Origin of the sequence: Pantoea sp. Cy-639, assembly GCF_011752525.1 — a bacterium.
GTDB lineage: Bacteria > Pseudomonadota > Gammaproteobacteria > Pseudomonadales > Pseudomonadaceae > Aquipseudomonas.
Genome location: NZ_VWXI01000006.1, coordinates 1 through 20921, shown reverse-complemented (window position 1 = coordinate 20921; position 20921 = coordinate 1). Strand labels below are relative to the sequence as shown.

Sequence of the window (20921 nt, the reverse complement as noted above, 5' to 3'; positions counted from 1 at the left end):
GATGAGCCGCCTCAACCACACCCTGCGCCTGGGCCTGAAGGAGCTGACCAGCCTGCGCCACGACAGCGTGCTGCTGCTGTTCTTGCTGTACGCCTTCAGCGTGGCCATCTACATGCCCGCCGCCGGCTCGGTGATCGGCGTACACAATGCCAGCGTGGCCGTGGTCGACGAAGACCACAGCGCGCTGTCGCGCAAGCTGGCCGAGGCGCTGCAACCACCGGAGTTCCAGCCTGCCGTGGCGCTGCCCGCCGATCGCCTCGACCAGGCCATGGACAGCGGCCAGTACACCTTCGTGATCAACCTGCCGGTGAACTTCCAGAGCGACCTGCTGGCCGGACGCTCGCCTGAGCTGCAGGTCAACGTCGACGCCACGGCCATGAGCCAGGCGTTCATGGGGGCCGGCTACATCGGCCGGATCTTCGAGCGCGAACTGCTCGAGTACGCCGATCGCAGTGCGGCGAACAGCCCGGTGCTGCTCAATCCCAAGGCGTTGTTCAACCCCAACCTGGAGGGTGGCTGGTTCCTCGCGGTGATCCAGATCGTCAACAACATCACCATCCTCGCCATCATCCTCACCGGCACCGCGCTGCTGCGCGAGCGCGAGCACGGCACCCTCGACCACTTGCTGGTGCTGCCGCTGACGGCACTGGAGATCATGCTGGCGAAGATCGCCAGCAACGCGCTGGTGGTGGTGCTGTGCACCTGGATTTCGCTGGAAGTGGTGGTCAAGTGGGCACTGGGCGTGCCGCTGGCGGGGTCGCTGGGGCTGTTTCTGGCGGTCACCGCGCTGTACCTGTTCGCCAGCACGGCGCTGGGGATCTTCCTCGCCACCCTGGCGCGCTCGACACCGCAGTTCGGCCTGCTGGCGATTCCGGTGATCATCCCGATGCTGTTGCTCTCGGGCGGCAGCACGCCGCTGGACAGCATGCCGCAATGGCTGCAGTGGGTCATGCAGGGTTCGCCCTCGACCCACTTCGTCAGCCTCGGCGCGGCGATCCTGTTCCGCGACGCCGGGCTGAGCGTGGTGTGGCCAGACGTGCTGGCCCTGGCCGTGATCGGCCTGGTGTTCTTCGGCGTGGCCCTGGCGCGCTTTCGCCGCAGCCTCGCCTCCTGATCACTGCACGATCAGGTTGTTGAACAGCAGGTCCTCGACGATCGGCTTGCCCTCTTCGGACTCCATCACCTGCTGCACCTGCTTCAGGGCTTCCTGGCGCAGCGCTTCCTTGGCCTCGACGTTGCTCATGTTGTCCACGCCCTGCTGGGTGAACAGCGCCACCAGCTGGTTGCGGATCAGCGGCTCGTGGTGCTTGACCGCGGCGGCGGCGGCATCGCCGGTCACGCGCAGGGCGACATCGGCCTTGTACACCCGCAGCTTGGGGCCGCCATCGAGGGCATAGTTGCCAACGAAGGGTGGGCTCAAGGTGATGTAGGCAACCTTCGGCTCCCCATCCTTGGCTTCCTCGGCCATCGCCGCTGCTGGCAGCATCAGGGCCAGCACCATCAAGATCCACGCTTTCACGAATTCGCTCCTCAATACAGTTGGCGCCAGCTTACCCAGCGCGCCGGCCAAACCCAAGCCCGGGCTTATGCTGGCCCATCAGGGCCGGGCATGCTCGTTGACCCGCGTTGCGGCCCTCCTACACTTATCGGCCACCACACGCAAAGGAATAGCCCTGATGAAAGCCTTGTTGTGCAAAGCCCTGGGCCCGGCGCGGGACCTGGTCCTGGACGAGGTCGCCGCGCCCACGCCGAAGAAGAACGAAGTGCTGATCGACGTGCACGCCGCCGGGGTCAACTTCCCCGATACCCTGATCATCGAAGGCAAGTACCAGTTCCAGCCGCCGCTGCCGTTCTCGCCCGGTGGCGAGGCCGCTGGCGTGGTCGCGGCAGCCGGCGAGAAGGCCGGCGCATTCAAGGTGGGCGACCGGGTCATGGCCCTGACCGGCTGGGGCGCCTTCGCCGAACAGGTGGCCGTGCCCTTCTACAACGTGCTGCCGATCCCCTCGGGCATGGACTTCACCACTGCCGCCGCGTTCGGCATGACCTACGGCACCTCGATGCACGCGCTGAGCCAGCGCGGCCAGCTCAAGGCTGGCGAGACCTTGCTGGTACTCGGCGCCTCGGGTGGGGTCGGCCTGGCCGCCGTGGAGATCGGCAAGGCCCTGGGGGCACGGGTGATCGCCGCGGCCAGCAGCGCCGAGAAGCTCGCAGTGGCCAAGGCTGCCGGCGCCGACGAACTGATCGACTATGGCCAGGCCAGCCTGAAGGACGAGATCAAGCGTCTGACCGGCGGCCAGGGCGTGGACGTGGTCTACGACCCGGTCGGCGGCGCGCTGTTCGACCAGGCCGTGCGTGGCCTGGCCTGGAACGGCCGGCTGCTGGTGGTGGGCTTTGCCAGCGGCACGATCCCGCAGTTGCCGGTGAACCTGGCACTGCTCAAGGGCGCAGCAGTGATCGGGGTGTTCTGGGGGGCATTCGCCCAGCGCCAGCCAGAGGACAACGCGGCCAATTTCCGCCAGCTGTTCGCCTGGTATGCCGAGGGCAAGCTCAAGCCGCTGGTGTCGCAGACTTATCCACTGGCCGAGGGCGGTGTCGCGATCGAGCGCCTGGCGCAGCGCCAGGCGGTGGGCAAGCTGGTGGTGCTGGCGCGCTAAGGCTCAGGCCTCGCGCAGATTGTGGCAGCGGCGAAAGCGCGCCTCCAGGTTGCGGTCAGGCATCTGGTGGCTGCGCAAGGCATCGAGGGTCTGCTCGACATAGTCGCGGGTAGTGCCGTAGCGGCCCTTGGCACTGGCCAGGATCTGGCTCAGCAAGGTGTCCGGCAGGTTGCCGGCGTAGCACGGCAGGTGCCGCTCCAGCACGAAGCCCAGCGCCTGCACCTTGCTACCGTCGCCCAGGCGACAGCTGAGCCAGTGCGGACGATAGGCCGGATACGGCATCTCGCGTTGCCACAGGGCCATCAGCGAGTCGTGCAGGTTGCTTTCATCCAGGCGGTAGGCGAAGCCGCTGCAGGAGCCGCCGCGATCCAGGCCGAACACCAGCCCTGGGCACTCTGGGGTACCACGGTGCTCGTGGGACCAGAGGTAGAGCCCCCGATGATAACCGTGAATCCGCGCGCGCTGACGCTCCACCGAGTTGCATTCAGGGCGCCAGATCAACGAGCCATAGGCAAACAGCCAGACCGGGCCACCCTCGTGCTGGGACATGGTGTCCTGCATCGAACGCTGCAATTGTTCAGTGGTGAGCTGCTGGCCGAAGTCGAGCGACGGGGGATAGGTTATTTGCCAGGATGAACTTTCAAGTGTCGACATGCGCTGCCGCCATTAATTCCTGTGAACTACTGAAGTGCGACTTTCTGGATGCGGCCACGGGACAAGCCAACGTCTACAGTGGCGGCAAGGGCCAGCAGGCTTGCCCCGCGAGCGACCTGGCAGCTAACGTAAGGCAGAATAGTCGATGCGCTCAAGTCTTTCGGCAAAGTTTCATTCAATCTTCCGCCGAACGGAAAGTAATGTTTCGAGTATAGCGATGGTTATTAACCGCAACGGTAATAATACCCGCCATATAATCAACGAGAAGACCGCAGGTTATTAAACCCGACACGTCATTGCGACGTGCCGGGCTGTTTCAGCCTCGTGGCGCGTAGGCGAATACGTCGGCGCGCATGCGATGGGCGTCCATGCCAGCCTCGACCAAGGCGTCGAGCGTGGCATAGACCATGTTCGGCGAACCGCTGGCGTAGACATGCACCTGGTTGAGGTCGGTGATGTCCTCGCAGACCGCCTCGTGCAGCAGGCCGCAGCGCCCTTCCCAGCCACACAGGTCGCTGACCACCTTGTGCAGGAACAGGTTCGGCAGGCGCTCCCACTCGGCCCAGTGCTCGATCTGGTAGAAGTCCTCGGGCCGGCGCACACCCCAATACAGGTGCACCGGGTGCTTGAAGCCCTGGGCGCGGCAGTGCTCGACCAGGCTGTGCATCTGGCCCATGCCGGTGCCGGCGGCAATCAGCACCAGCGGCCCCTCTGGCAGCTCGGCCAGGTGGGCGTCGCCGAACGGCAGCTCGATCCGCGCGATGCCGTTGCGCCGCAACTGCTCGATCAACTGCACGGCGCTGCTCTCACGGGCCAGCACGTGCAGTTCCAGGTCGCGTCCGCCATGCGGCGCAGAGGCCAGGGAGAACGCCGCCTTGTCCAGGCCTTCGCGCTCGATCATCAGGTACTGCCCCGCGTGATAGCGCAGCGGCTTGCCGGCCGGCGCACGCAGGCGCACCCGCCAGACATCGCCACCGACCTCGACGCACTCGCTCACCGTGCACGCCAGCTTGCGTACCGGCAGCTCGCCCAGGGCCAGCACTGCGTCCCACAGCAACACACAATCCTCCAGCGGTTCGGCGATGCAGGTGAACAGCTCACCGTGATCGCGGACCTGACCATCCTGGCGAACACTGCCTTCCACCAGCAACGCGGCGCACACGTGGCAGTTGCCATTTCGGCAGCTGTTCGGGCAGTCATAGCCCAAGCGCCGCGCCGCATCCAGAATCCGTTCGCCCGGCTCCACCGCCAGTACCGCCCCGGAAGGCTGCAAGGTTACCTGCATCAATCTATTCCCAACTGATCCCACAGCTCATCGATACGGCGGGTGACGGCCTCGTCCTTGACGATGACCCGGCCCCATTCACGTGTAGTCTCGCCCGGCCATTTGTGCGTGGCGTCCAGGCCCATCTTCGACCCCAGCCCGGAAACCGGCGACGCGAAGTCGAGGTAGTCGATCGGGGTATTGTCGATCATCACCGTATCACGCTTGGGGTCCATGCGTGTGGTGATGGCCCAGATCACGTCGTTCCAGTCGCGGGCGTTGATGTCGTCGTCGGTGACGATAACGAACTTGGTGTACATGAACTGTCGCAGGAACGACCACACACCCAGCATCACGCGCTTGGCGTGGCCTGGATACTGCTTTTTCATGGTCACCACCGCCATGCGGTAGGAACAGCCTTCGGGCGGCAGGTAGAAGTCGGTGATCTCGGGGAACTGCTTCTGCAGGATCGGCACGAACACCTCGTTCAGCGCCACGCCGAGGATTGCCGGCTCATCCGGCGGACGGCCGGTGTAGGTACTGTGGTAGATCGGTTTCTGGCGATGGGTGATGCGCTCGACGGTGAACACCGGGAAGCTGTCCACCTCGTTGTAGTAACCGGTGTGGTCGCCATACGGGCCTTCCGGCGCCATCTCGCCCGGGTGGATCACGCCTTCGAGGATGATCTCGGCGGTGGCCGGCACCTGCAAGTTGCTGCCACGGCACTTGACCAGCTCGGTGCGGTTGCCGCGCAGCAGGCCGGCGAAGGCATATTCGGAAAGGGTGTCCGGCACCGGGGTCACGGCGCCGAGAATGGTCGCCGGGTCGGCGCCCAGGGCCACGGCCACCGGGAACGGCTGGCCGGGGTTCTTCTCGCACCACTCGCGGTAGTCGAGCGCGCCGCCACGGTGGCTCAGCCAGCGCATGATCACCTTGTTGCGGCCGATCACCTGCTGCCGGTAGATGCCGAGGTTCTGGCGGTCCTTGTTAGGCCCACGGGTCACGGTCAGGCCCCAGGTGATCAGCGGTGCGACATCGCCCGGCCAGCAGTGCTGGATCGGCAGTTGCCCAAGGTCGACATCGTCACCCTCGACCACCACCTCCTGGCACACCGCGTCCTTGACCACCTTCGGCGCCATCGACACGACCTTCTTGAAGATCGGCAGCTTCGACCAGGCATCCTTGAGGCCCTTCGGCGGCTCGGGCTCCTTGAGGAAGGCCAGCAGCTTGCCGATCTCGCGCAGTTCGCTGACCGACTCGGCGCCCATGCCCATGGCCACGCGCTCGGGCGTGCCGAACAGGTTGCCCAGGACCGGAATATCGAAGCCGGTGGGTTTCTCGAACAGCAACGCCGGGCCCTTGGCGCGCAGGGTGCGGTCGCAGACTTCGGTCATTTCCAGTACAGGGGAGATGGGAACCTGGATGCGCTTGAGTTCACCGCGCTGTTCCAGGCCACGGATGAAGTCGCGTAGATCGCGATACTGCATGCAAGGGCCTCGTGTTGGGCGTATCGGTCGGGGTTGCAGAGTGTAGCGCCGTTGGCAGGGTAAAGGCCAAAAATGACTTGGGGCCGCTTTGCGGCCCATCGCCGGCTTCGCTGGCCCCACAGGTCTTGGATTTACCCTGTGGGAGCCGCCGAAGCTGGCGATAGGCTGCAAGGCAGCCCCATTCAATACCGGGTCGGGAAGCTTACTTGCGCTTCATCGACAGGAAGAACTCGTCGTTGGTCTTGGTCTGCTTGAGCTTGTCGACCAGGAACTCGATGGCGGCGACTTCGTCCATCGGGTGCAGCAGCTTGCGCAGGATCCACATGCGCTGCAGTTCGTCGTCGGCGGTCAGCAGCTCTTCGCGACGAGTACCGGACTTGTTGATGTTGATGGCCGGGAACACGCGCTTCTCGGCGATGCGGCGATCCAGCGGCAGCTCCATGTTGCCGGTACCCTTGAACTCTTCGTAGATCACTTCGTCCATCTTCGAGCCGGTCTCGACCAGCGCGGTGGCGATGATGGTCAGCGAACCGCCTTCCTCGATGTTACGGGCGGCACCGAAGAAGCGCTTCGGCTTCTCCAGGGCGTGGGCGTCGACACCACCGGTCAGCACCTTGCCGGAGCTCGGGATCACGGTGTTGTAGGCACGTGCCAGGCGGGTGATGGAGTCCAGCAGGATGACCACGTCCTTCTTGTGTTCGACCAGGCGCTTGGCCTTCTCGATGACCATTTCGGCGACCTGCACGTGGCGGGTCGGCGGCTCGTCGAAGGTCGAGGCGACCACTTCGCCGCGCACGGTGCGCTGCATTTCGGTCACTTCTTCCGGGCGCTCGTCGATCAGCAGGACGATCAGGTGGCACTCGGGGTTGTTGCGGGTGATGTTGGCCGCGATGTTCTGCAGCATGATGGTCTTGCCCGCTTTCGGCGGGGCGACGATCAGGCCGCGCTGGCCCTTGCCGATCGGCGCGCACAGGTCGATGACACGACCGGTGAGGTCTTCGGTGGAGCCGTTGCCGGCTTCCATCTTCAGGCGCTCGTTGGGGAACAGCGGCGTCAGGTTCTCGAACAGGATCTTGTTCTTCGCGTTTTCCGGACGGTCGAAGTTGATGGTGTCGACCTTCAGCAGGGCGAAGTAACGCTCTCCTTCCTTCGGCGGGCGGATCTTGCCGACGATGGTGTCGCCGGTGCGCAGGTTGAAGCGACGGATCTGGCTGGGCGAGACGTAGATGTCGTCAGGGCCGGCCAGGTAAGAGGCATCCGCCGAACGCAGGAAACCGAAACCATCCTGGAGAATCTCCAGCACGCCGTCACCCGAGATCTCTTCGCCGCTTTTCGCATGCTTTTTCAGCAGGGCGAAAATCACGTCCTGTTTGCGCGAACGGGCCATGTTTTCGATGCCCATCTGTTCGGCCATTTCCAAAAGATCGGTAATCGGCTTTTGCTTGAGTTCTGTCAGGTTCATAAGGGGAGTGACGTAATCATGTAAGGAAGGGAAAAATTAAGCATTTGGCTTAATGAGGCCGCGCCGCAAGATGGCGACAGGATCGCGTACTGATTCGAATTAGGGATGCTTCGGCGACGGCGTGCAGAGGGCACTGGAAAAGCAGTGCGAGGCCGAATGTAACACTTGCTTTTTTCAACGTCTAGTGGTTTCGGCCACTGATTTCGGGGAGTATCCACCTGGGTGGGCGCTGGCCCACGGCCTGTCTCCAAATGGAGAATCTGCCCACAACAGCCAAAGAAAAGCCCCGCATTTGCGGGGCTTCGTCACATCACAGGCTGGCGTCGAGGAACGCCTTGAGCTGCGATTTGGACAGCGCGCCGACCTTGGTGGCCTCGACGTTGCCGTTCTTGAACAACATCAGCGTCGGGATACCGCGCACACCGTGCTTGGCCGGGGTTTCCGAGTTTTCGTCGATGTTCAGCTTGGCGATGGTCACCTTGCCTGCATATTCGGAAGCGATGTCGTCCAGTACAGGAGCGATCATCTTGCATGGACCGCACCATTCGGCCCAGTAGTCGACCAGCACCGCGCCTTCAGCCTTGAGTACGTCGGCTTCGAAGCTGGCGTCGGTGACATGTTTGATAAGATCGCTGCTCATGGATATCTCCAGGTCGTAAGCAAAAAAACGTTGCCCATCATAGCCGCACCCTCGTCCTACAGGAAGCCACAGACGATTGAGTGTAACTATAGTTGTGCAAGACACCACGAATCGAAACTGTCATATCACGGTCATAGGATTGCTATGACATTGCCATGCATCAAGCCTTGCAGTGCCGCGCGTTGGCGTATGACCACGATCGTGGCACGATTGCCGGGTTATCGACCGAGAACAACCAGATCATGCCGCATACCTCCGCGAAGAACCTGTCCCTGATCGCCGCCATCGACCTTGGCTCCAACAGTTTCCACATGGTCGTGGCCAAGGCCCATCACACGGAAATCCGCATTCTCGAAAGGCTCGGCGAGAAGGTCCAGCTGGCCGCCGGCATCGACGACGAACGCAAGCTCAGCGAAGAAGCCATGGAACGGGGGCTGGAGTGCCTGAAGCGCTTCGCCCAGCTGATCAACGGCATGCCCGCAGGTTCAGTGCGCATCGTCGGCACCAACGCCCTGCGCGAAGCGCGCAACCGCAATGAATTCATCCAGCGCGCCGAGGCCATCCTCGGCCACCCGGTCGAGGTCATCTCCGGCCGTGAAGAAGCGCGCCTGATCTACCTCGGGGTCTCGCACACCCTGGCCGACAACCCGGGCAAGCGCCTGGTCGCCGATATCGGCGGCGGCAGCACCGAGTTCATCATCGGCCAGCGTTTCGAACCGCTGCTGCGCGAGAGCCTGCAGATGGGCTGCGTGAGCTTCACCCAGCGTTACTTCCGCGACGGCAAGGTCACCCCGGCGCGCTACGCCCAAGCCTACACCGCCGCGCGCCTGGAGCTGATGAGCATCGAGAATGCCCTGCACCGCCTGACCTGGGACGAGGCCATCGGCTCGTCCGGGACCATCCGCGCCATCGGCGCGGCGATCAAGTCCATGGGCCATGGCCATGGCGAGGTCAACGCCGATGGCCTGGCCCAGCTCAAGCGCAAGCTGTTCAAGCTCGGCGAGACCGACAAGATCGACTTCGAAGGGGTCAAGCCTGACCGCCGGGCGATCTTCCCGGCCGGCCTGGCGATTCTCGAGGCGATCTTCGACGCCCTGGAATTGCAGCGCATGGACCACTGCGACGGCGCCCTGCGCGAAGGCGTGCTGTTCGACCTGCTGGGCCGCCACCACCATGAGGACGTGCGCGAGCGCACCCTGAACTCGCTGATGGAGCGCTACCACGTCGACCAGGGCCAGGCAGCACGGGTCGAACGCAAGGCGCTGCATGCCTTCGACCAGGTGGCCAAGGCCTGGGACCTGGAGGATGGCAACTGGCGCGATCTGCTGGGCTGGGCGGCGAAAGTCCACGAAGTGGGGCTGGATATCGCCCACTACCATTACCACAAGCACGGCGCCTACCTGATCGAGCACTCCGACCTGTCCGGCTTCTCCCGCGAGGACCAGCAGATGATGGCCTTGCTGGTGCGCGGCCATCGCCGCAACATCCCCAAGGACAAGTTCGCCGAGTTCGGCGACGAAGGCATCAAGCTGATCCGCCTGTGCGTGCTGCTGCGCTTCGCCATCCTGTTCCACCACATCCGTGGCACCCAGCAGATGCCCAAGGTGGAGCTGCAGGCCGGCGAGAACAGCCTCGAGGTGGTGTTCCCCAATGGCTGGCTGGAGCAGAACCAGCTGACCCAGGCCGACTTCGCCAACGAGGCGGAGTGGCTGGCCCGGGTCAATTTCGTACTCAGCGTGCGCTGAAAGCCAATTGGGGCCGCTTCGCGGCCCCGGTAGGTTGCTAGCGTACGTTCAGCACCGGGTTGCTCAGGCGCTCCAGCAAGGTCGCCTGGGCACTGCGCGGGTTCTGGTTGCCGGTCGGGGTGCTGCGCACGTAACGACCGTCCGACTGCAGGCTCCAGGCCTGGGTGTTGTCGGTGAGGTAGCCTTCCAACTCCTTCTTGACCCGCAGCAGCAGCTTCTTGCCCTCGACCGGGAAGCAGGTCTCGACGCGCTTGTCGAGGTTGCGCTCCATCCAGTCGGCGCTCGACAGGTAGATCTGCTCCTCGCCGCCATTGAGGAAGTAGAACACCCGGGTGTGCTCGAGGAAGCGGCCAATGATCGAGCGCACGTGGATGTTGTGCGACACCCCCGGGATACCCGGACGCAGGCAGCACATGCCCCGCACCACCAGGTCGATGCGCACGCCAGACTGGCTGGCCTTGTACAGCGCCTTGATGATCTTGGCGTCGGTCAGCGAGTTGAACTTGGCGATGATGTGCGCCGGCTTGCCGTCCAGGGCGAACTGGGTCTCCCGGGCGATCATGTCGAGCATGCCCTTCTTCAGGGTGAACGGCGCGTGCAGCAGTTTCTTCATGCGCAAGGTCTTGCCCATGCCGATCAACTGGCTGAACAGCTTGCCGACGTCCTCGGTCAGGGCATCATCGCTGGTCAGCAGGCTGTAGTCGGTGTACAGGCGGGCGTTGCCGGCGTGGTAGTTGCCGGTGCCCAGGTGCGCATAACGCACGATCTCACCTTGCTCACGGCGCAGGATCAGCATCATCTTGGCGTGGGTCTTGAAGCCGACCACGCCGTAGATCACCACTGCGCCCGCAGCCTGCAGACGGCTGGCCATCTGCAGGTTGGACTCTTCGTCGAAGCGCGCGCGCAGTTCGATCACCGCGGTGACCTCCTTGCCGTTACGCGCCGCGTCCACCAGGGCGTCGACGATCTCCGAGTTGGCCCCGGAACGGTACAGGGTCTGGCGCACGGCGAGCACGTGCGGGTCCTTGGCGGCCTGGCGCAGCAGGTCGATCACCGGGGTGAAGGACTCGAACGGGTGCATCAGCAGGATGTCCTGCTTGCCGATCACGCTGAAGATGTTCTCGGCGTTCTGCAGCAGCTTGGGGATCGCCGGGGTGAACGGCGTGTACTGCAGCTCCGGATGGCTGTCCAGGCCGGTGATGCTGAACAGGCGGGTCAGGTTGACCGGGCCGTTGACCTGGTACAGCTCGCTCTCGCTCAAGCTGAACTGCTTGAGCAGGTAGTCGGACAGGTGTTTCGGGCAAGTATCGGCCACTTCCAGGCGTACCGCGTCACCGTAGCGACGGGAGAACAGCTCGCCGCGCAGGGCCCGGGCGAGGTCGTCGACCTCTTCGGAGTCCAGCGCCAGGTCGGCGTTGCGGGTCAGGCGGAACTGGTAGCAGCCCTTGACCTTCATGCCCTGGAACAGGTCGTCGGCGTGGGCGTGGATCATCGACGACAGGAACACGTAGTTGTCGCCGGGGCCGCCCACCTCTTCCGGCACGCGGATCACCCGCGGCAACAGGCGCGGCGCCGGGATGATCGCCAGGCCCGAATCGCGGCCGAAGGCGTCGACCCCCTCGAGCTCGACGATGAAGTTCAGGCTCTTGTTCACCAGCAGCGGGAACGGGTGGGTCGGGTCGAGGCCGATCGGGGTGATGATCGGCGCGATTTCGTCGCGGAAGAACCGGCGCACCCAGGTCTTGAGCTTGGGTGTCCAGTGTCGGCGGCGAATGAAGCGAATCTGGTGCTTCTCCAGCTCCGGCAGCAGTACATCGTTGAGGATCGCGTACTGACGCTCCACCTCCAGGTGCACCAGCTCGCTGATCCGCGCCAGCGCCTGGTGCGGCTGCAAGCCGTCGGCGCCGGCCTGTTCGCGGGCGAAGTTGATCTGTTTCTTCAGACCCGCCACGCGGATTTCGAAGAACTCGTCGAGGTTGCTGGAGAAGATCAGCAGGAACTTCAGACGCTCGAGCAGCGGGTAGGACTCGTCCAGCGCCTGTTCCAGCACGCGGATGTTGAACTGCAGCTGCGAGAGTTCGCGATGAATGTACAGGCTGCTGTCGTCCAGGCTGGGGATGGCGATCGCCGGCGCTGGCGCGGGGGCTGGCGCCTCGACCACGGGCTCGGCCGCCGGTGGCAGGTCCGGTGGGGTCTGCAACATCTCTTCGGGCACGGCCTGGGCTTCCTTGATCGCGACAGGGGTTAGCACTTCATTATTCATCTGACGTTCCTGGAGGGCGTTACTGCCCTCTCATCAATTGAGCGGCACGCACGGCGAAATAGGTCAGGATGCCATCGGCGCCTGCCCGTTTGAAAGCGGTGAGCGATTCGAGGATCACGGCTTCGCTGAGCCAGCCGTTCTGGATCGCAGCCATGTGCATGGCGTACTCGCCGCTCACCTGGTAGACGAAAGTCGGTACCTTGAACTCGGTCTTGACCCGATGGACGATGTCCAGGTACGGCATGCCCGGCTTGACCATGACCATGTCGGCGCCTTCGGCGAGGTCGGTGGCCACTTCGTGCAGGGCCTCGTCGCTGTTGGCCGGGTCCATCTGGTAGGAAGCCTTGTTGGCCTTGCCCAGGTTCAGCGCCGAGCCGACCGCGTCGCGGAACGGGCCGTAGTAGGCACTGGCGTACTTGGCCGAATAGGCCATGATGCGCACGTTGACATGGCCGGCCAGTTCCAGCGCCTCGCGGATCGCCTGCAGGCGACCGTCCATCATGTCCGACGGCGCGACCACCTGGGCGCCGGCATCGGCATGGGACAGCGCCTGGCGCACCAGGGCGTCGACGGTGATGTCGTTCTGGACGTAGCCCTCCTCATCGAGGATGCCGTCCTGGCCATGGGTGGTGAACGGGTCGAGGGCGACGTCGGTGATCACCCCCAGTTCCGGGAAGCGCGCGCGCAGGGCGCGGGTGGCGCGCTGGGCGATGCCGTCCGGGTTCCAGGCTTCGGCACCGTCGAGGGATTTCTTTTCCACCGGGGTCACCGGGAACAGCGCCAGCGCCGGAATGCCCAGCTCAACCCAGCCCTGTGCAGCTTCGAGCAGCAGGTCGATCGACAGACGCTCGACGCCAGGCATCGACGGCACTTCTTCACGGCGATTCTCGCCGTCCAGTACGAATACCGGCAGGATCAGGTCATCGACGGTCAGGGTGTTTTCGCGAACCAGGCGACGGGAGAAATCGTCCCGGCGGTTGCGACGCAAACGGGTGGCAGGAAACAGACGATTGGCGGGGGTAAAGCTCACGGCAGACTCCTGAGCCCGCGCAGGCGGGCTAGCGCGACAGTTATAAGCGGCCATTATGACGCCTGTGTTACGTCCAAGGGCAACCCTGCGACTTGTGGCCGCAGCCATTGTCCTAGCACTGATTGTTCACGTCGAGACACATCTGGACACTTTCCCCAACGCCCGCGAAGGGGTAGGCTTCGCGTTCATTTCGCCAGCACGCCTGAAAATGCTTCAACAATTTCTGAACGATTTCGGCTACTTTGCCCTTTTTCTCGGCACGTTCTTCGAGGGCGAGACCATCCTGGTGCTCGCGGGCTTTCTTGCGTTCCGCGAATACATGGATATCAAGCTGGTGGTCCTGGTGGCCTTCTGCGGCAGCTATGCCGGTGACCAGCTGTGGTATTTCATGGGCCGCCGCCACGGGCGCAAGATCCTCGCGCGCAAACCGCGCTGGCAAGCCATGGGTGACCGGGCGCTGGAGCATATCCGCCGCCACCCGGACATCTGGGTGCTGACCTTCCGCTTCGTCTACGGCCTGCGCACGGTCATGCCGGTGGCCATCGGCCTGTCCGGCTACCCGCCGCGCCGCTACTTGCTGCTCAATGGCATCGGCGCTGCGGTCTGGGCCCTGGCCCTGGGCCTGGCCGCCTATCACTTCGGCGCCATCCTCGAAGGCATGCTCGGCAGCATCAAGAAATACGAACTATGGGTGCTCGGCGGCCTGCTGGTGCTCGGCCTGCTGCTCTGGCTGCGCCGACGCTTTCGCAACAGCCGCGCCGAGCGCCGCGCGGCGGCAGAAGGCCAGGCCGCCGAAGCTGAGCAGGCTGTAGCCCAGGAGCAGCAGCCAGAACGCGAGCGGAACCACCCCTAAGCCGAGCGTGCCGGCCAGATACAGCGCCGGCACGTTCGACAGCAACCGCACCACTTCCAGACGCCCCGCCCAAGGCCGGTCTTCCAGCGCCGCGCCCAGCACGAACAAACCGAACGCCATCACCGTCCAGCCCAGCACCAGGGCGGCGACCGGCAGCTGTTCGGCCGCATTCATCAGGTAGCTGCCCAGCGCCACGAAAACCGCGAACTGCGCCACCACATAGCCCTGCTGCACGCCGCCCAGCGGGATCGCGAACTTGCGAAAACGCGCCAGGTCCTGCTTGGGCTGCGGGCTGGCCGCCGCCACGTCCGCCGGCCGCCAGCCGGTGGGCATGAACCAGATGCGCAGCTTGTCCCACCAACTCGCGGCACGCCGGGCATCGTTCCACAACTGGGCATAGAACTGCACGTTGGCCCACAGCGGGTTCCAGCTGGCCAGCGGCGTGGTCACGCCGAAGATCACCGGCTCGCGCTCGTCTTCCTCCTGGAAGGTACCGAACAGCCGGTCCCAGACGATGAACACCCCGCCGTAGTTGCGGTCCAGGTAGAGAGGGTTCTGCGCATGGTGGACGCGATGGTTGGAAGGCGTGATGAAGATCCATTCGAGCCAGCCCAGCTTGGGTACATGGCGAGTGTGCACCCAGAACTGGTAGAGCAGGTTCAGCGACGCCACGGTGATGAACACCAGCGGCGGCACCCCCAGCAGCGCCAGCGGCAGGTAGAAGATCCACGAGAAGATGAAGCCGCTGCTGGTCTGGCGCAGGGCGGTGGTGAGGTTGTATTCCTCGCTCTGGTGGTGCACCGAGTGCGCCGCCCACAGCACGTTGCGCTCGTGGCCCAGGCGGTGCAGCCAGTAGTAGCACAGGTCGTACAGCACGAAGGCGAATACCCAGGTCCACCAGGCCTCGCCGGGCAGCCTGAACAACGCCAGGTGCTCCCAGGCCAGGGCATAGCTGAGCAGCCCCACCCCTTTGGTCAGCAGCCCGGTGCTGGTCGACAGCGCGCCGGTGCTCAGGCTGTTGATCGCGTCGGCAAGCTGGTAGTTGCGTTGTCCGCGCACGCGGTCGGCGATCAGCTCCACCGCGATCAGCACGAAGAAGAACGGCACGGCCAGCAGAATCAGGTCCATGATCGGCCACCTCCAGGGTCATCCACAAAGATTAGGCCCGCGACTGGGCAAATCCCATGGCCACATCTGCCAAACTAGAGGACATTTAGCGCCTCGACACTGGAGTAATGAGCATGACGAAAAAAGTTGCGGTGATTCTTTCCGGCTGTGGCGTGTACGACGGCGCCGAAATCCACGAGAGTGTGATCACCCTGCTGCGCCTGGACCAACGCGGAGCCCAGGTGCAGTGCTTTGCACCGAACATCGCGCAGATGCACGTGATCGACCACCTGACCGGCCAGGAAATGCCCGAGTCGCGCAACGTGCTGGTGGAATCGGCACGCATTGCCCGTGGCGAGGTGAAGGACATTCGCGAGGCCAAGGTCGAGGACTTCGACGCGCTGATCGTGCCGGGCGGATTCGGTGCGGCGAAGAACCTGTCGAACTTCGCCGCCGAAGGCGCCAACTGCAGCGTGCAGGCGGATGTGCTGGCCCTTGCCGAAGCCTTTGCCGCCGCCTGCAAGCCGGTCGGCCTGATCTGCATCTCGCCGGCCCTGGCGGCGAAGATCTACGGTCCGGGCGTGGTCTGCACCATCGGCAACGACGCTGGCACGGCGGCGACGGTGGTGAAGATGGGCGGCACCCATCAGGAATGCGATGTGCACGACATCGTCGAGGATGAGCAGCGCAAGCTGGTGACGACCCCGGCGTACATGGAGGCCAAGTCGATCAGCGAAGCGGCCAGCGGCATCTACAAGCTGGTGGATCGAGTGCTGGAACTGACCCACGACGCCTGAGGGCAACGACCATTGCACCGCTGGCGCCTACCGGACACCTGCCAGCTGAAACACTTCAGGCGCTGGCCTTGCCGGCGAACACCGGCGTAACCGGGGCATGCAACGTGTCGCCTGGTTCGCCAGCAATACTGGCGCCCACAGCATTTGCAATGCCCGGCTAGCGCTTCGCAAGCCGGGTCAGGATCCGGTCCAGGGCGTTGGCGAACGCCTGCTTCTCCCGCTCGCCATACGGTGCCTGGCCGCCGCCCACCTGCCCCTGCTCGCGCAGCTCGGTGAACAGGTTGCGCACCGCCAGACGCTCGCCCATGTTGCGCTCGTCGAACTCGCGGCCACGCGGATCCAGCGCCGCAACACCCTTCTTGATCAGACGGTCGGCCAGCGGCACATCGCTGCAGATCACCAGCTCACCTGGCACAGCGTTCTCCACCAGGTAGTCGTCGGCCGCGTCCATGCCGCTGGGCACCACGATCAGCCGCACGCAGGCGAAGGCCGGCTTGATCTGCGCCTGGCCGGCGACCATCACCACCTCGAGCTTGCGCTTGAGGGCGAACTTGACGATCAGGTCCTTGGCCGCCTTGGGGCAGGCGTCGGCATCGATCCATACACGCATTGAGATGTTCCTGTGCTTCGGGCCAATCACCTCGTGGGAGCGGGCTTGCCCCGCGATGCGGCCTGGATGGGCCGCATTATGCCAGCCCCTCCCCCCTCGCGGGGCAAGCCCGCCCCCACGCCTGACCTAGTTGGCGGCTGCCCTGCGCTTCTCGGCCAGCCGGCTGCGTCCGTACAGGAACACGATCGCCAGCAAGGCCACCGCCTGCGCGCCCAGCGAGTAGGCGTCGGCGTGAATGCCCAGCCAGTCGAATTCGAAGAACGCCACCGGTCGCGTACCCAGCACCCCGGCTTCCTGCAAGGCCTTGACGCCATGTCCGGCGAACACCACCGACAGCGCGCACAGCAGCGCGGCGTTGATGCTGAAGAACAGCGCCAGCGGCAGCTTCGCCGAACCCCGCAGGATCACCCAGGCCAGGCCCACCAGCAGCACCAACGCCGTGGCACCGCCGGCCAGCACCGCCTGGTGACCGGCCGGACCGGCCTGCAGCCACAGGGTCTCGTAGAACAGGATCACCTCGAACAGCTCGCGGTAGACCGAGAAGAACGCCAGCACGGCGAAACCGAAGCGCCCGCCACCGCTGACCAGGCTGCTCTTGATGTAGTCCTGCCAGGCAGCGGCGTGGCGACGGTCGTGCATCCACACGCCCAGCCACAGCACCATGACACTGGCGAACAGCGCGGTACTGCCTTCGAGCAGTTCGCGCTGAGCACCACCGACGTCGATCACATAAGCAGCCACGGCCCAGGTGGCGAAACCGGCCACCAGCGCCAGGCACCAACCGATGTTGACGCTGCGAATGGCCGATTGCTGGCCGGTGTTGCGCAAGAAGGCCAGCACCGCCGCCAGCACCAGGATCGCCTCCAGGCCCTCGCGCAGCAGGATCAGCAGGCCGGAGATGTAGCTCAGCGACCAGCTCAGGCCATCGCTGCCCAGCAGCTTGGCGGCCTCGTCGAGCTTGCTCTTGGCCTCGGCCAGGCGCTGTTCGGCCTGGGCCACGGGCAAGCCGTCCTGCAACGACTGACGGTAGGCCATCAGGGCCTTTTCAGTGCTCTTGCGGGCCACGGTGTCGATGTTGTCCAGCGAGCTTTCGACCAGTTCGAAGCCTTCCAGGTAGGCCGCCACCGACAGGTCGTAGGCCTGGTCGTGGTCACCGGCGCGGTAGGCCGCCAGGCTCTTGTCCAGGGTGCTGGCGGTGTAGTCGAGCAACTGCGCCGGGCCGCGCTTGGTCTGCGGCGGCTGGGCGCGCTGGGCACGGAACGCCGGCACGGCACCGGCGCCTTCGCTGGCAGCGACTTCGGTCGGGGTCAGGCGGGCCAGGTCGGCGAGGTTCCAGGCCTTGTCGCCCTTGGCTGCCTGCGGATCGGCGGTGAAGCTGGCGATGTACGCCGCCACGTCCCAGCGCTGACGTTCGTCGAGCTGGTCGGCGAACGATGGCATCTCGGTGCCCTCGATGCCCAGGCCAAGGGTGTTGTACAGGTCGAACAGGCTGAGCTGATCGAGACGCTGGGCGCTGCGCAGGTTGGCCGGTGGCGGCGTCAGGCCGACGCCGGCCGGGCCATCGCCCAGGCCCGTGTCGCCATGGCAGACCGCGCAGTTCTGCGCATACAGCGATGCGCCACGGGCGGGGTCAGGGGTGATCACCGGTGCCTGGCTGACCTCGTAGGCCACTGCCAGGCGGGCCCCCAGCTGACGCGCCTGGCGCGCCACCGTGGCGCCGTCCTGACGCTGATCGATGGCCTGGCGCAACTGCTGCACACCCTGCTCCAGGGCCGCGCGGTCGGCATGGGCCGGCAGCCCCTTGAGCAACTCGGCCAGCACCCCGCTGAATTCCTGCTGCTCACGGTATTCGCCCTCGTCCACCACCTTGCCGGCATCCACCGTCGGCGGATAGTCGGCACCGATATAGTCCAGCAGGTGCAGGGCCTTGGTCGCATCGGCGGGGGCTTCGGCCTGCACTAGCGTGCTGCACAGCGCCAGCACCGGAGCAAGCAGCAAGGCAGGTAGCCAGGCAAGCAGACGGGAACGGGAAGTCATGGACAGTCTCGCGGTAAATACGAAAGAGAACATTGTTCACTTCCACTCTCTGTCACTCAAGACTCATGGCCATATTTCATGAAAAATCTTGCGACAAAGTCATCCGGGGACATCCCGCCGAACAGACGAGCCAACGCCGTTCCTCTGCACGAACGATGCGTCATGCAGCTATCGATTGTTCCCACCCCGTCCAATCCGCGAAAATGGCCCCTCGCCTACAACCGCTGCCCACGCAGTTCATGGAGTTCGAACCGATGCCACACGAAGGCAGCCTTCTCCAGACCGCGGTGATCTTCCTGCTCGCCGCCGTCGTCGCCGTCCCTCTCGCCAAACGCCTGCAACTGGGTGCCGTGATCGGCTACCTGCTGGCCGGCGTGGCCATTGGCCCACAAGCGCTGGGCTTGATTCGCGACACCGAGAGCGTCGCGCACATCTCCGAACTGGGGGTGGTCCTGCTGCTGTTCATCATCGGCCTTGAGTTGTCGCCGCGGCGCCTGTGGCTGATGCGCAAGGCGGTGTTCGGCGTCGGCACCGCCCAGGTGCTGCTGACCGGCGCGGCGCTCGGCGCCATCGCCCTGTTCGGCTTCGCCCAGACCCTGCCGGCGGCCATCGTCCTCGGCCTCGGCCTGGCGCTGTCGTCCACCGCCCTGGGGCTGCAGAGCCTGGCCGAGAGCAAGCAGCTCAACGCCCCCCACGGCCGCCTGGCATTCGCCATCCTGCTGTTCCAGGACATCGCCGCGATCCCGCTGATCGCCCTGGTGCCACTGCTGGCCGCCAGCGGTCCGGATACCAGCCACGGCGACAGCCTCGAACACGGCCTGAAGGTATTCGCCAGCATTGCCATCGTCATCGTCGGCGGGCGCTACCTGCTGCGCCCGCTGTTTCGTGCCGTGGCCCGCACCCGCCTGCCGGAAGTGTCCACCGCCACTGCGTTGCTGGTGGTGATCGGCACCGCCTGGCTGATGGAAGAGGCCGGCATCTCCATGGCCCTGGGCGCCTTCCTGGCCGGCCTGCTGCTGGCCGACTCGGAGTATCGGCACGAACTGGAATCACAGATCGAACCGTTCAAGGGCCTGCTGCTGGGCCTGTTCTTCATCAGCGTGGGCATGGGCGCCAACCTGCGCCTGCTGCTGGAAATGCCACTGGTGCTGCTGGGCCTGACCCTGCTGCTGATCGCCGTGAAGCTGGTCCTGCTGATCGGCGTCGGCCGCCTGGCCGGAGGCCTGAACAGCGCCAGCGCCCTGCGCCTGGGCATGGTGCTGGCGGCTGGTGGTGAATTTGCCTTCGTGGTGTTCAAGCTGGGCAAGGACCAGGGCCTGTTCGACACCCAGACCTACGACCTGCTGCTGATGACCATCACCCTGTCGATGGCCGTCACGCCGCTGCTGATGCTCGGCTGCGCCCGCGCCCTCAAGCGCCCGCAGCCGGCCCACGAAGTGCCCGAGCAGTACAAGGCCATCGACGCCGGTACCCCACGCGTGGTGATCGCCGGCATGGGCCGCATGGGCCAGATCGTCGCGCGCATCCTGCGCGCGCAGAAGATCCCCTTCCTCGCCCTGGAGACCTCGGTGGACACCATCGAGATGACCCGCATGTTCGAGCAGGTGCCGGTGTTCTACGGCGACCCGCTGCGCCCCGAGGTGCTGCACGCGGCCAAGGTCGGCGAGGCCGAGTACTTCATCATCACCATCGACGACCCTGAGGTGGCCATCCGCACCGCAGAGCAGGCCAAGCGCCTGTACCCGCACCTGAAGGTCATCGCCCGCGCGCGCAACCGCCAGCACGTGCACAAGCTGGTGGATGTCGGTGCCGAGCCGATCCGCGAGACGTTCCATTCCAGCCTGGAGATGAGCCGCCGTACCCTGGTCGGACTGGGCCTGACGGAGGCCCAGGCGGCCTACCGCATTGCCCGCTTCAGCGAGCATGACGAGCAGGTGCTGGAGGCCCAGGGCCGGGTGGGCGACGACCGCGCCAAGGTGATGCAGACGGCCAAGGAGGCACGGGTGGAGCTGGAGCGGTTGTTTGCGTCGGATGAAGAGTGAGGTTCGGGCAAACGCCAGACGCTCGATGGCATGGCGCTACTGCGTCTTGAGTTTTTGGGGCTGCTGCGCGGTCCCTTCGCGACGCGAAAGGGCCGCCAAGTGCTTGCCGATGGCCTTGCAGCGCCTATCAGACCGAGCGCCGCCCGCGCGGCGCATCGCGGGCTTTCGCCCACTCCCACATCTGTTTCGGGCGATGCAGTCCTGTGAGGGTACCGCTGTACGCCTTGGCGCATGCCTCAAGCCAGGCGAAGCGCCAGCAGCGCCCACGCCGAAACC

16 protein-coding genes and 1 pseudogene are annotated in these 20921 nt (G+C 65.0%); 6 read left to right on the top strand and 11 right to left on the bottom strand.

Annotated elements, in window-relative coordinates; translation table 11 throughout:
- Position 1: 1 nt before the first annotated feature.
- Positions 2 to 1114, top strand: a complete 1113-nt coding sequence (locus F3J43_RS09340) for an ABC transporter permease (protein ID WP_166885049.1) — start codon at positions 2 to 4, stop codon at positions 1112 to 1114.
- Here F3J43_RS09340 and F3J43_RS09335 read toward each other — a convergent pair whose 3' ends face one another.
- The gene (locus F3J43_RS09335) at positions 1115 to 1519 is read right to left on the bottom strand and encodes a flagellar basal body-associated protein FliL (protein ID WP_166885047.1); all 405 of its coding nucleotides are present in this window, start codon (positions 1517 to 1519) and stop codon (positions 1115 to 1117) included. It abuts the gene before it with no gap.
- Positions 1520 to 1676: 157 nt separating this feature from the next.
- On the opposite strand from F3J43_RS09335, the gene F3J43_RS09330 reads away from it, so the two are divergent.
- Entirely contained in the window at positions 1677 to 2654 is a 978-nt protein-coding gene (locus F3J43_RS09330; RefSeq protein WP_166885045.1) for an NADPH:quinone oxidoreductase family protein, read from the top strand.
- A gap of 3 nt (positions 2655 to 2657) precedes the next feature.
- Here F3J43_RS09330 and F3J43_RS09325 read toward each other — a convergent pair whose 3' ends face one another.
- The 5 genes from F3J43_RS09325 to trxA all read right to left on the bottom strand — a co-directional run bounded on the left by F3J43_RS09325 (position 2658) and on the right by trxA (position 8161).
- Entirely contained in the window at positions 2658 to 3308 is a 651-nt protein-coding gene (locus F3J43_RS09325) for a gamma-glutamylcyclotransferase (RefSeq protein WP_166885043.1), read from the bottom strand.
- A gap of 316 nt (positions 3309 to 3624) precedes the next feature.
- Positions 3625 to 4593, bottom strand: a complete 969-nt coding sequence (locus F3J43_RS09320; RefSeq protein ID WP_166885041.1) for a CDP-6-deoxy-delta-3,4-glucoseen reductase — start codon at positions 4591 to 4593, stop codon at positions 3625 to 3627.
- Positions 4593 to 6059 (bottom strand): 4-hydroxy-3-polyprenylbenzoate decarboxylase, encoded by a 1467-nt coding sequence (gene ubiD / locus F3J43_RS09315; RefSeq protein WP_166885039.1) that lies wholly within the window; start codon positions 6057 to 6059, stop codon positions 4593 to 4595. Before ubiD ends, F3J43_RS09320 begins: the two co-directional genes overlap by 1 nt.
- A gap of 202 nt (positions 6060 to 6261) precedes the next feature.
- Entirely contained in the window at positions 6262 to 7521 is a 1260-nt protein-coding gene (gene rho, locus F3J43_RS09310; protein WP_043212134.1) for a transcription termination factor Rho, read from the bottom strand.
- A gap of 310 nt (positions 7522 to 7831) precedes the next feature.
- Positions 7832 to 8161 carry a thioredoxin TrxA gene (trxA, locus tag F3J43_RS09305; RefSeq protein WP_166885037.1) on the bottom strand — a complete coding sequence of 110 codons (330 nt, stop codon included), beginning with the start codon at positions 8159 to 8161 and terminating at the stop codon, positions 7832 to 7834.
- Positions 8162 to 8316: 155 nt separating this feature from the next.
- Here trxA and ppx point away from each other — a divergent pair, with 155 nt between their 5' ends.
- Positions 8317 to 9906: an exopolyphosphatase gene (gene ppx, locus F3J43_RS09300; protein ID WP_205297753.1), complete on the top strand. Its 1590-nt coding sequence runs from the start codon at positions 8317 to 8319 to the stop codon at positions 9904 to 9906.
- A 37-nt stretch (positions 9907 to 9943) separates the two neighbouring features.
- On the opposite strand, the gene ppk1 is transcribed toward ppx, so the two are convergent.
- Complete coding sequence (ppk1, locus tag F3J43_RS09295; RefSeq protein ID WP_166885035.1) at positions 9944 to 12169, bottom strand: polyphosphate kinase 1; 2226 nt, start codon at positions 12167 to 12169, stop codon at positions 9944 to 9946.
- A 19-nt stretch (positions 12170 to 12188) separates the two neighbouring features.
- Positions 12189 to 13199 carry a porphobilinogen synthase gene (gene hemB, locus F3J43_RS09290; RefSeq protein ID WP_166885033.1) on the bottom strand — a complete coding sequence of 337 codons (1011 nt, stop codon included), beginning with the start codon at positions 13197 to 13199 and terminating at the stop codon, positions 12189 to 12191.
- A gap of 55 nt (positions 13200 to 13254) precedes the next feature.
- Here hemB and F3J43_RS24415 point away from each other — a divergent pair.
- Positions 13255 to 13812: pseudogene (locus F3J43_RS24415) on the top strand (DedA family protein); the annotation flags it as partial.
- 72 nt (positions 13813 to 13884) lie between these two features.
- Here the strand turns inward: F3J43_RS24415 and F3J43_RS24410 are convergent.
- The gene (locus F3J43_RS24410; RefSeq protein ID WP_166885031.1) at positions 13885 to 15180 is read right to left on the bottom strand and encodes a sterol desaturase family protein; all 1296 of its coding nucleotides are present in this window, start codon (positions 15178 to 15180) and stop codon (positions 13885 to 13887) included.
- Between the two features lie 113 nt (positions 15181 to 15293).
- On the opposite strand from F3J43_RS24410, the gene elbB reads away from it, so the two are divergent.
- Positions 15294 to 15956: an isoprenoid biosynthesis glyoxalase ElbB gene (gene elbB / locus F3J43_RS09275; RefSeq protein WP_166885029.1), complete on the top strand. Its 663-nt coding sequence runs from the start codon at positions 15294 to 15296 to the stop codon at positions 15954 to 15956.
- Between the two features lie 157 nt (positions 15957 to 16113).
- On the opposite strand, the gene F3J43_RS09270 is transcribed toward elbB, so the two are convergent.
- A complete protein-coding gene (locus F3J43_RS09270) occupies positions 16114 to 16566 on the bottom strand; it encodes a YaiI/YqxD family protein (protein WP_166885027.1) in 453 nt (150 codons plus the stop codon).
- 126 nt (positions 16567 to 16692) lie between these two features.
- Positions 16693 to 18603 carry a cytochrome c/FTR1 family iron permease gene (locus F3J43_RS09265; RefSeq protein WP_205297750.1) on the bottom strand — a complete coding sequence of 637 codons (1911 nt, stop codon included), beginning with the start codon at positions 18601 to 18603 and terminating at the stop codon, positions 16693 to 16695.
- 254 nt (positions 18604 to 18857) lie between these two features.
- Here F3J43_RS09265 and F3J43_RS09260 point away from each other — a divergent pair, with 254 nt between their 5' ends.
- A complete protein-coding gene (locus tag F3J43_RS09260; protein WP_166885022.1) occupies positions 18858 to 20645 on the top strand; it encodes a monovalent cation:proton antiporter-2 (CPA2) family protein in 1788 nt (595 codons plus the stop codon).
- The last annotated feature ends 276 nt before the right edge of the window (positions 20646 to 20921 follow it).

Excerpts from the sequence above, each read along its gene's own strand:
- F3J43_RS09340 (WP_166885049.1), top strand. The coding sequence starts at position 2 with ATGAGCCGCCTCAACCACACCCTGCGCCTGGGCCTGAAGGAGCTGACC.
- F3J43_RS09330 (WP_166885045.1), top strand. The coding sequence starts at position 1,677 with ATGAAAGCCTTGTTGTGCAAAGCCCTGGGCCCGGCGCGGGACCTGGTC.
- F3J43_RS09325 (WP_166885043.1), bottom strand. The coding sequence starts at position 3,308 with ATGTCGACACTTGAAAGTTCATCCTGGCAAATAACCTATCCCCCGTCG.
- F3J43_RS09320 (WP_166885041.1), bottom strand. The coding sequence starts at position 4,593 with ATGCAGGTAACCTTGCAGCCTTCCGGGGCGGTACTGGCGGTGGAGCCG.
- ubiD (WP_166885039.1), bottom strand. The coding sequence starts at position 6,059 with ATGCAGTATCGCGATCTACGCGACTTCATCCGTGGCCTGGAACAGCGC.
- rho (WP_043212134.1), bottom strand. The coding sequence starts at position 7,521 with ATGAACCTGACAGAACTCAAGCAAAAGCCGATTACCGATCTTTTGGAA.
- trxA (WP_166885037.1), bottom strand. The coding sequence starts at position 8,161 with ATGAGCAGCGATCTTATCAAACATGTCACCGACGCCAGCTTCGAAGCC.
- ppx (WP_205297753.1), top strand. The coding sequence starts at position 8,317 with ATGCATCAAGCCTTGCAGTGCCGCGCGTTGGCGTATGACCACGATCGT.
- ppk1 (WP_166885035.1), bottom strand. The coding sequence starts at position 12,169 with ATGAATAATGAAGTGCTAACCCCTGTCGCGATCAAGGAAGCCCAGGCC.
- F3J43_RS24410 (WP_166885031.1), bottom strand. The coding sequence starts at position 15,180 with ATGGACCTGATTCTGCTGGCCGTGCCGTTCTTCTTCGTGCTGATCGCG.
- elbB (WP_166885029.1), top strand. The coding sequence starts at position 15,294 with ATGACGAAAAAAGTTGCGGTGATTCTTTCCGGCTGTGGCGTGTACGAC.
- F3J43_RS09270 (WP_166885027.1), bottom strand. The coding sequence starts at position 16,566 with ATGCGTGTATGGATCGATGCCGACGCCTGCCCCAAGGCGGCCAAGGAC.
- F3J43_RS09265 (WP_205297750.1), bottom strand. The coding sequence starts at position 18,603 with ATGACTTCCCGTTCCCGTCTGCTTGCCTGGCTACCTGCCTTGCTGCTT.
- F3J43_RS09260 (WP_166885022.1), top strand. The coding sequence starts at position 18,858 with ATGCCACACGAAGGCAGCCTTCTCCAGACCGCGGTGATCTTCCTGCTC.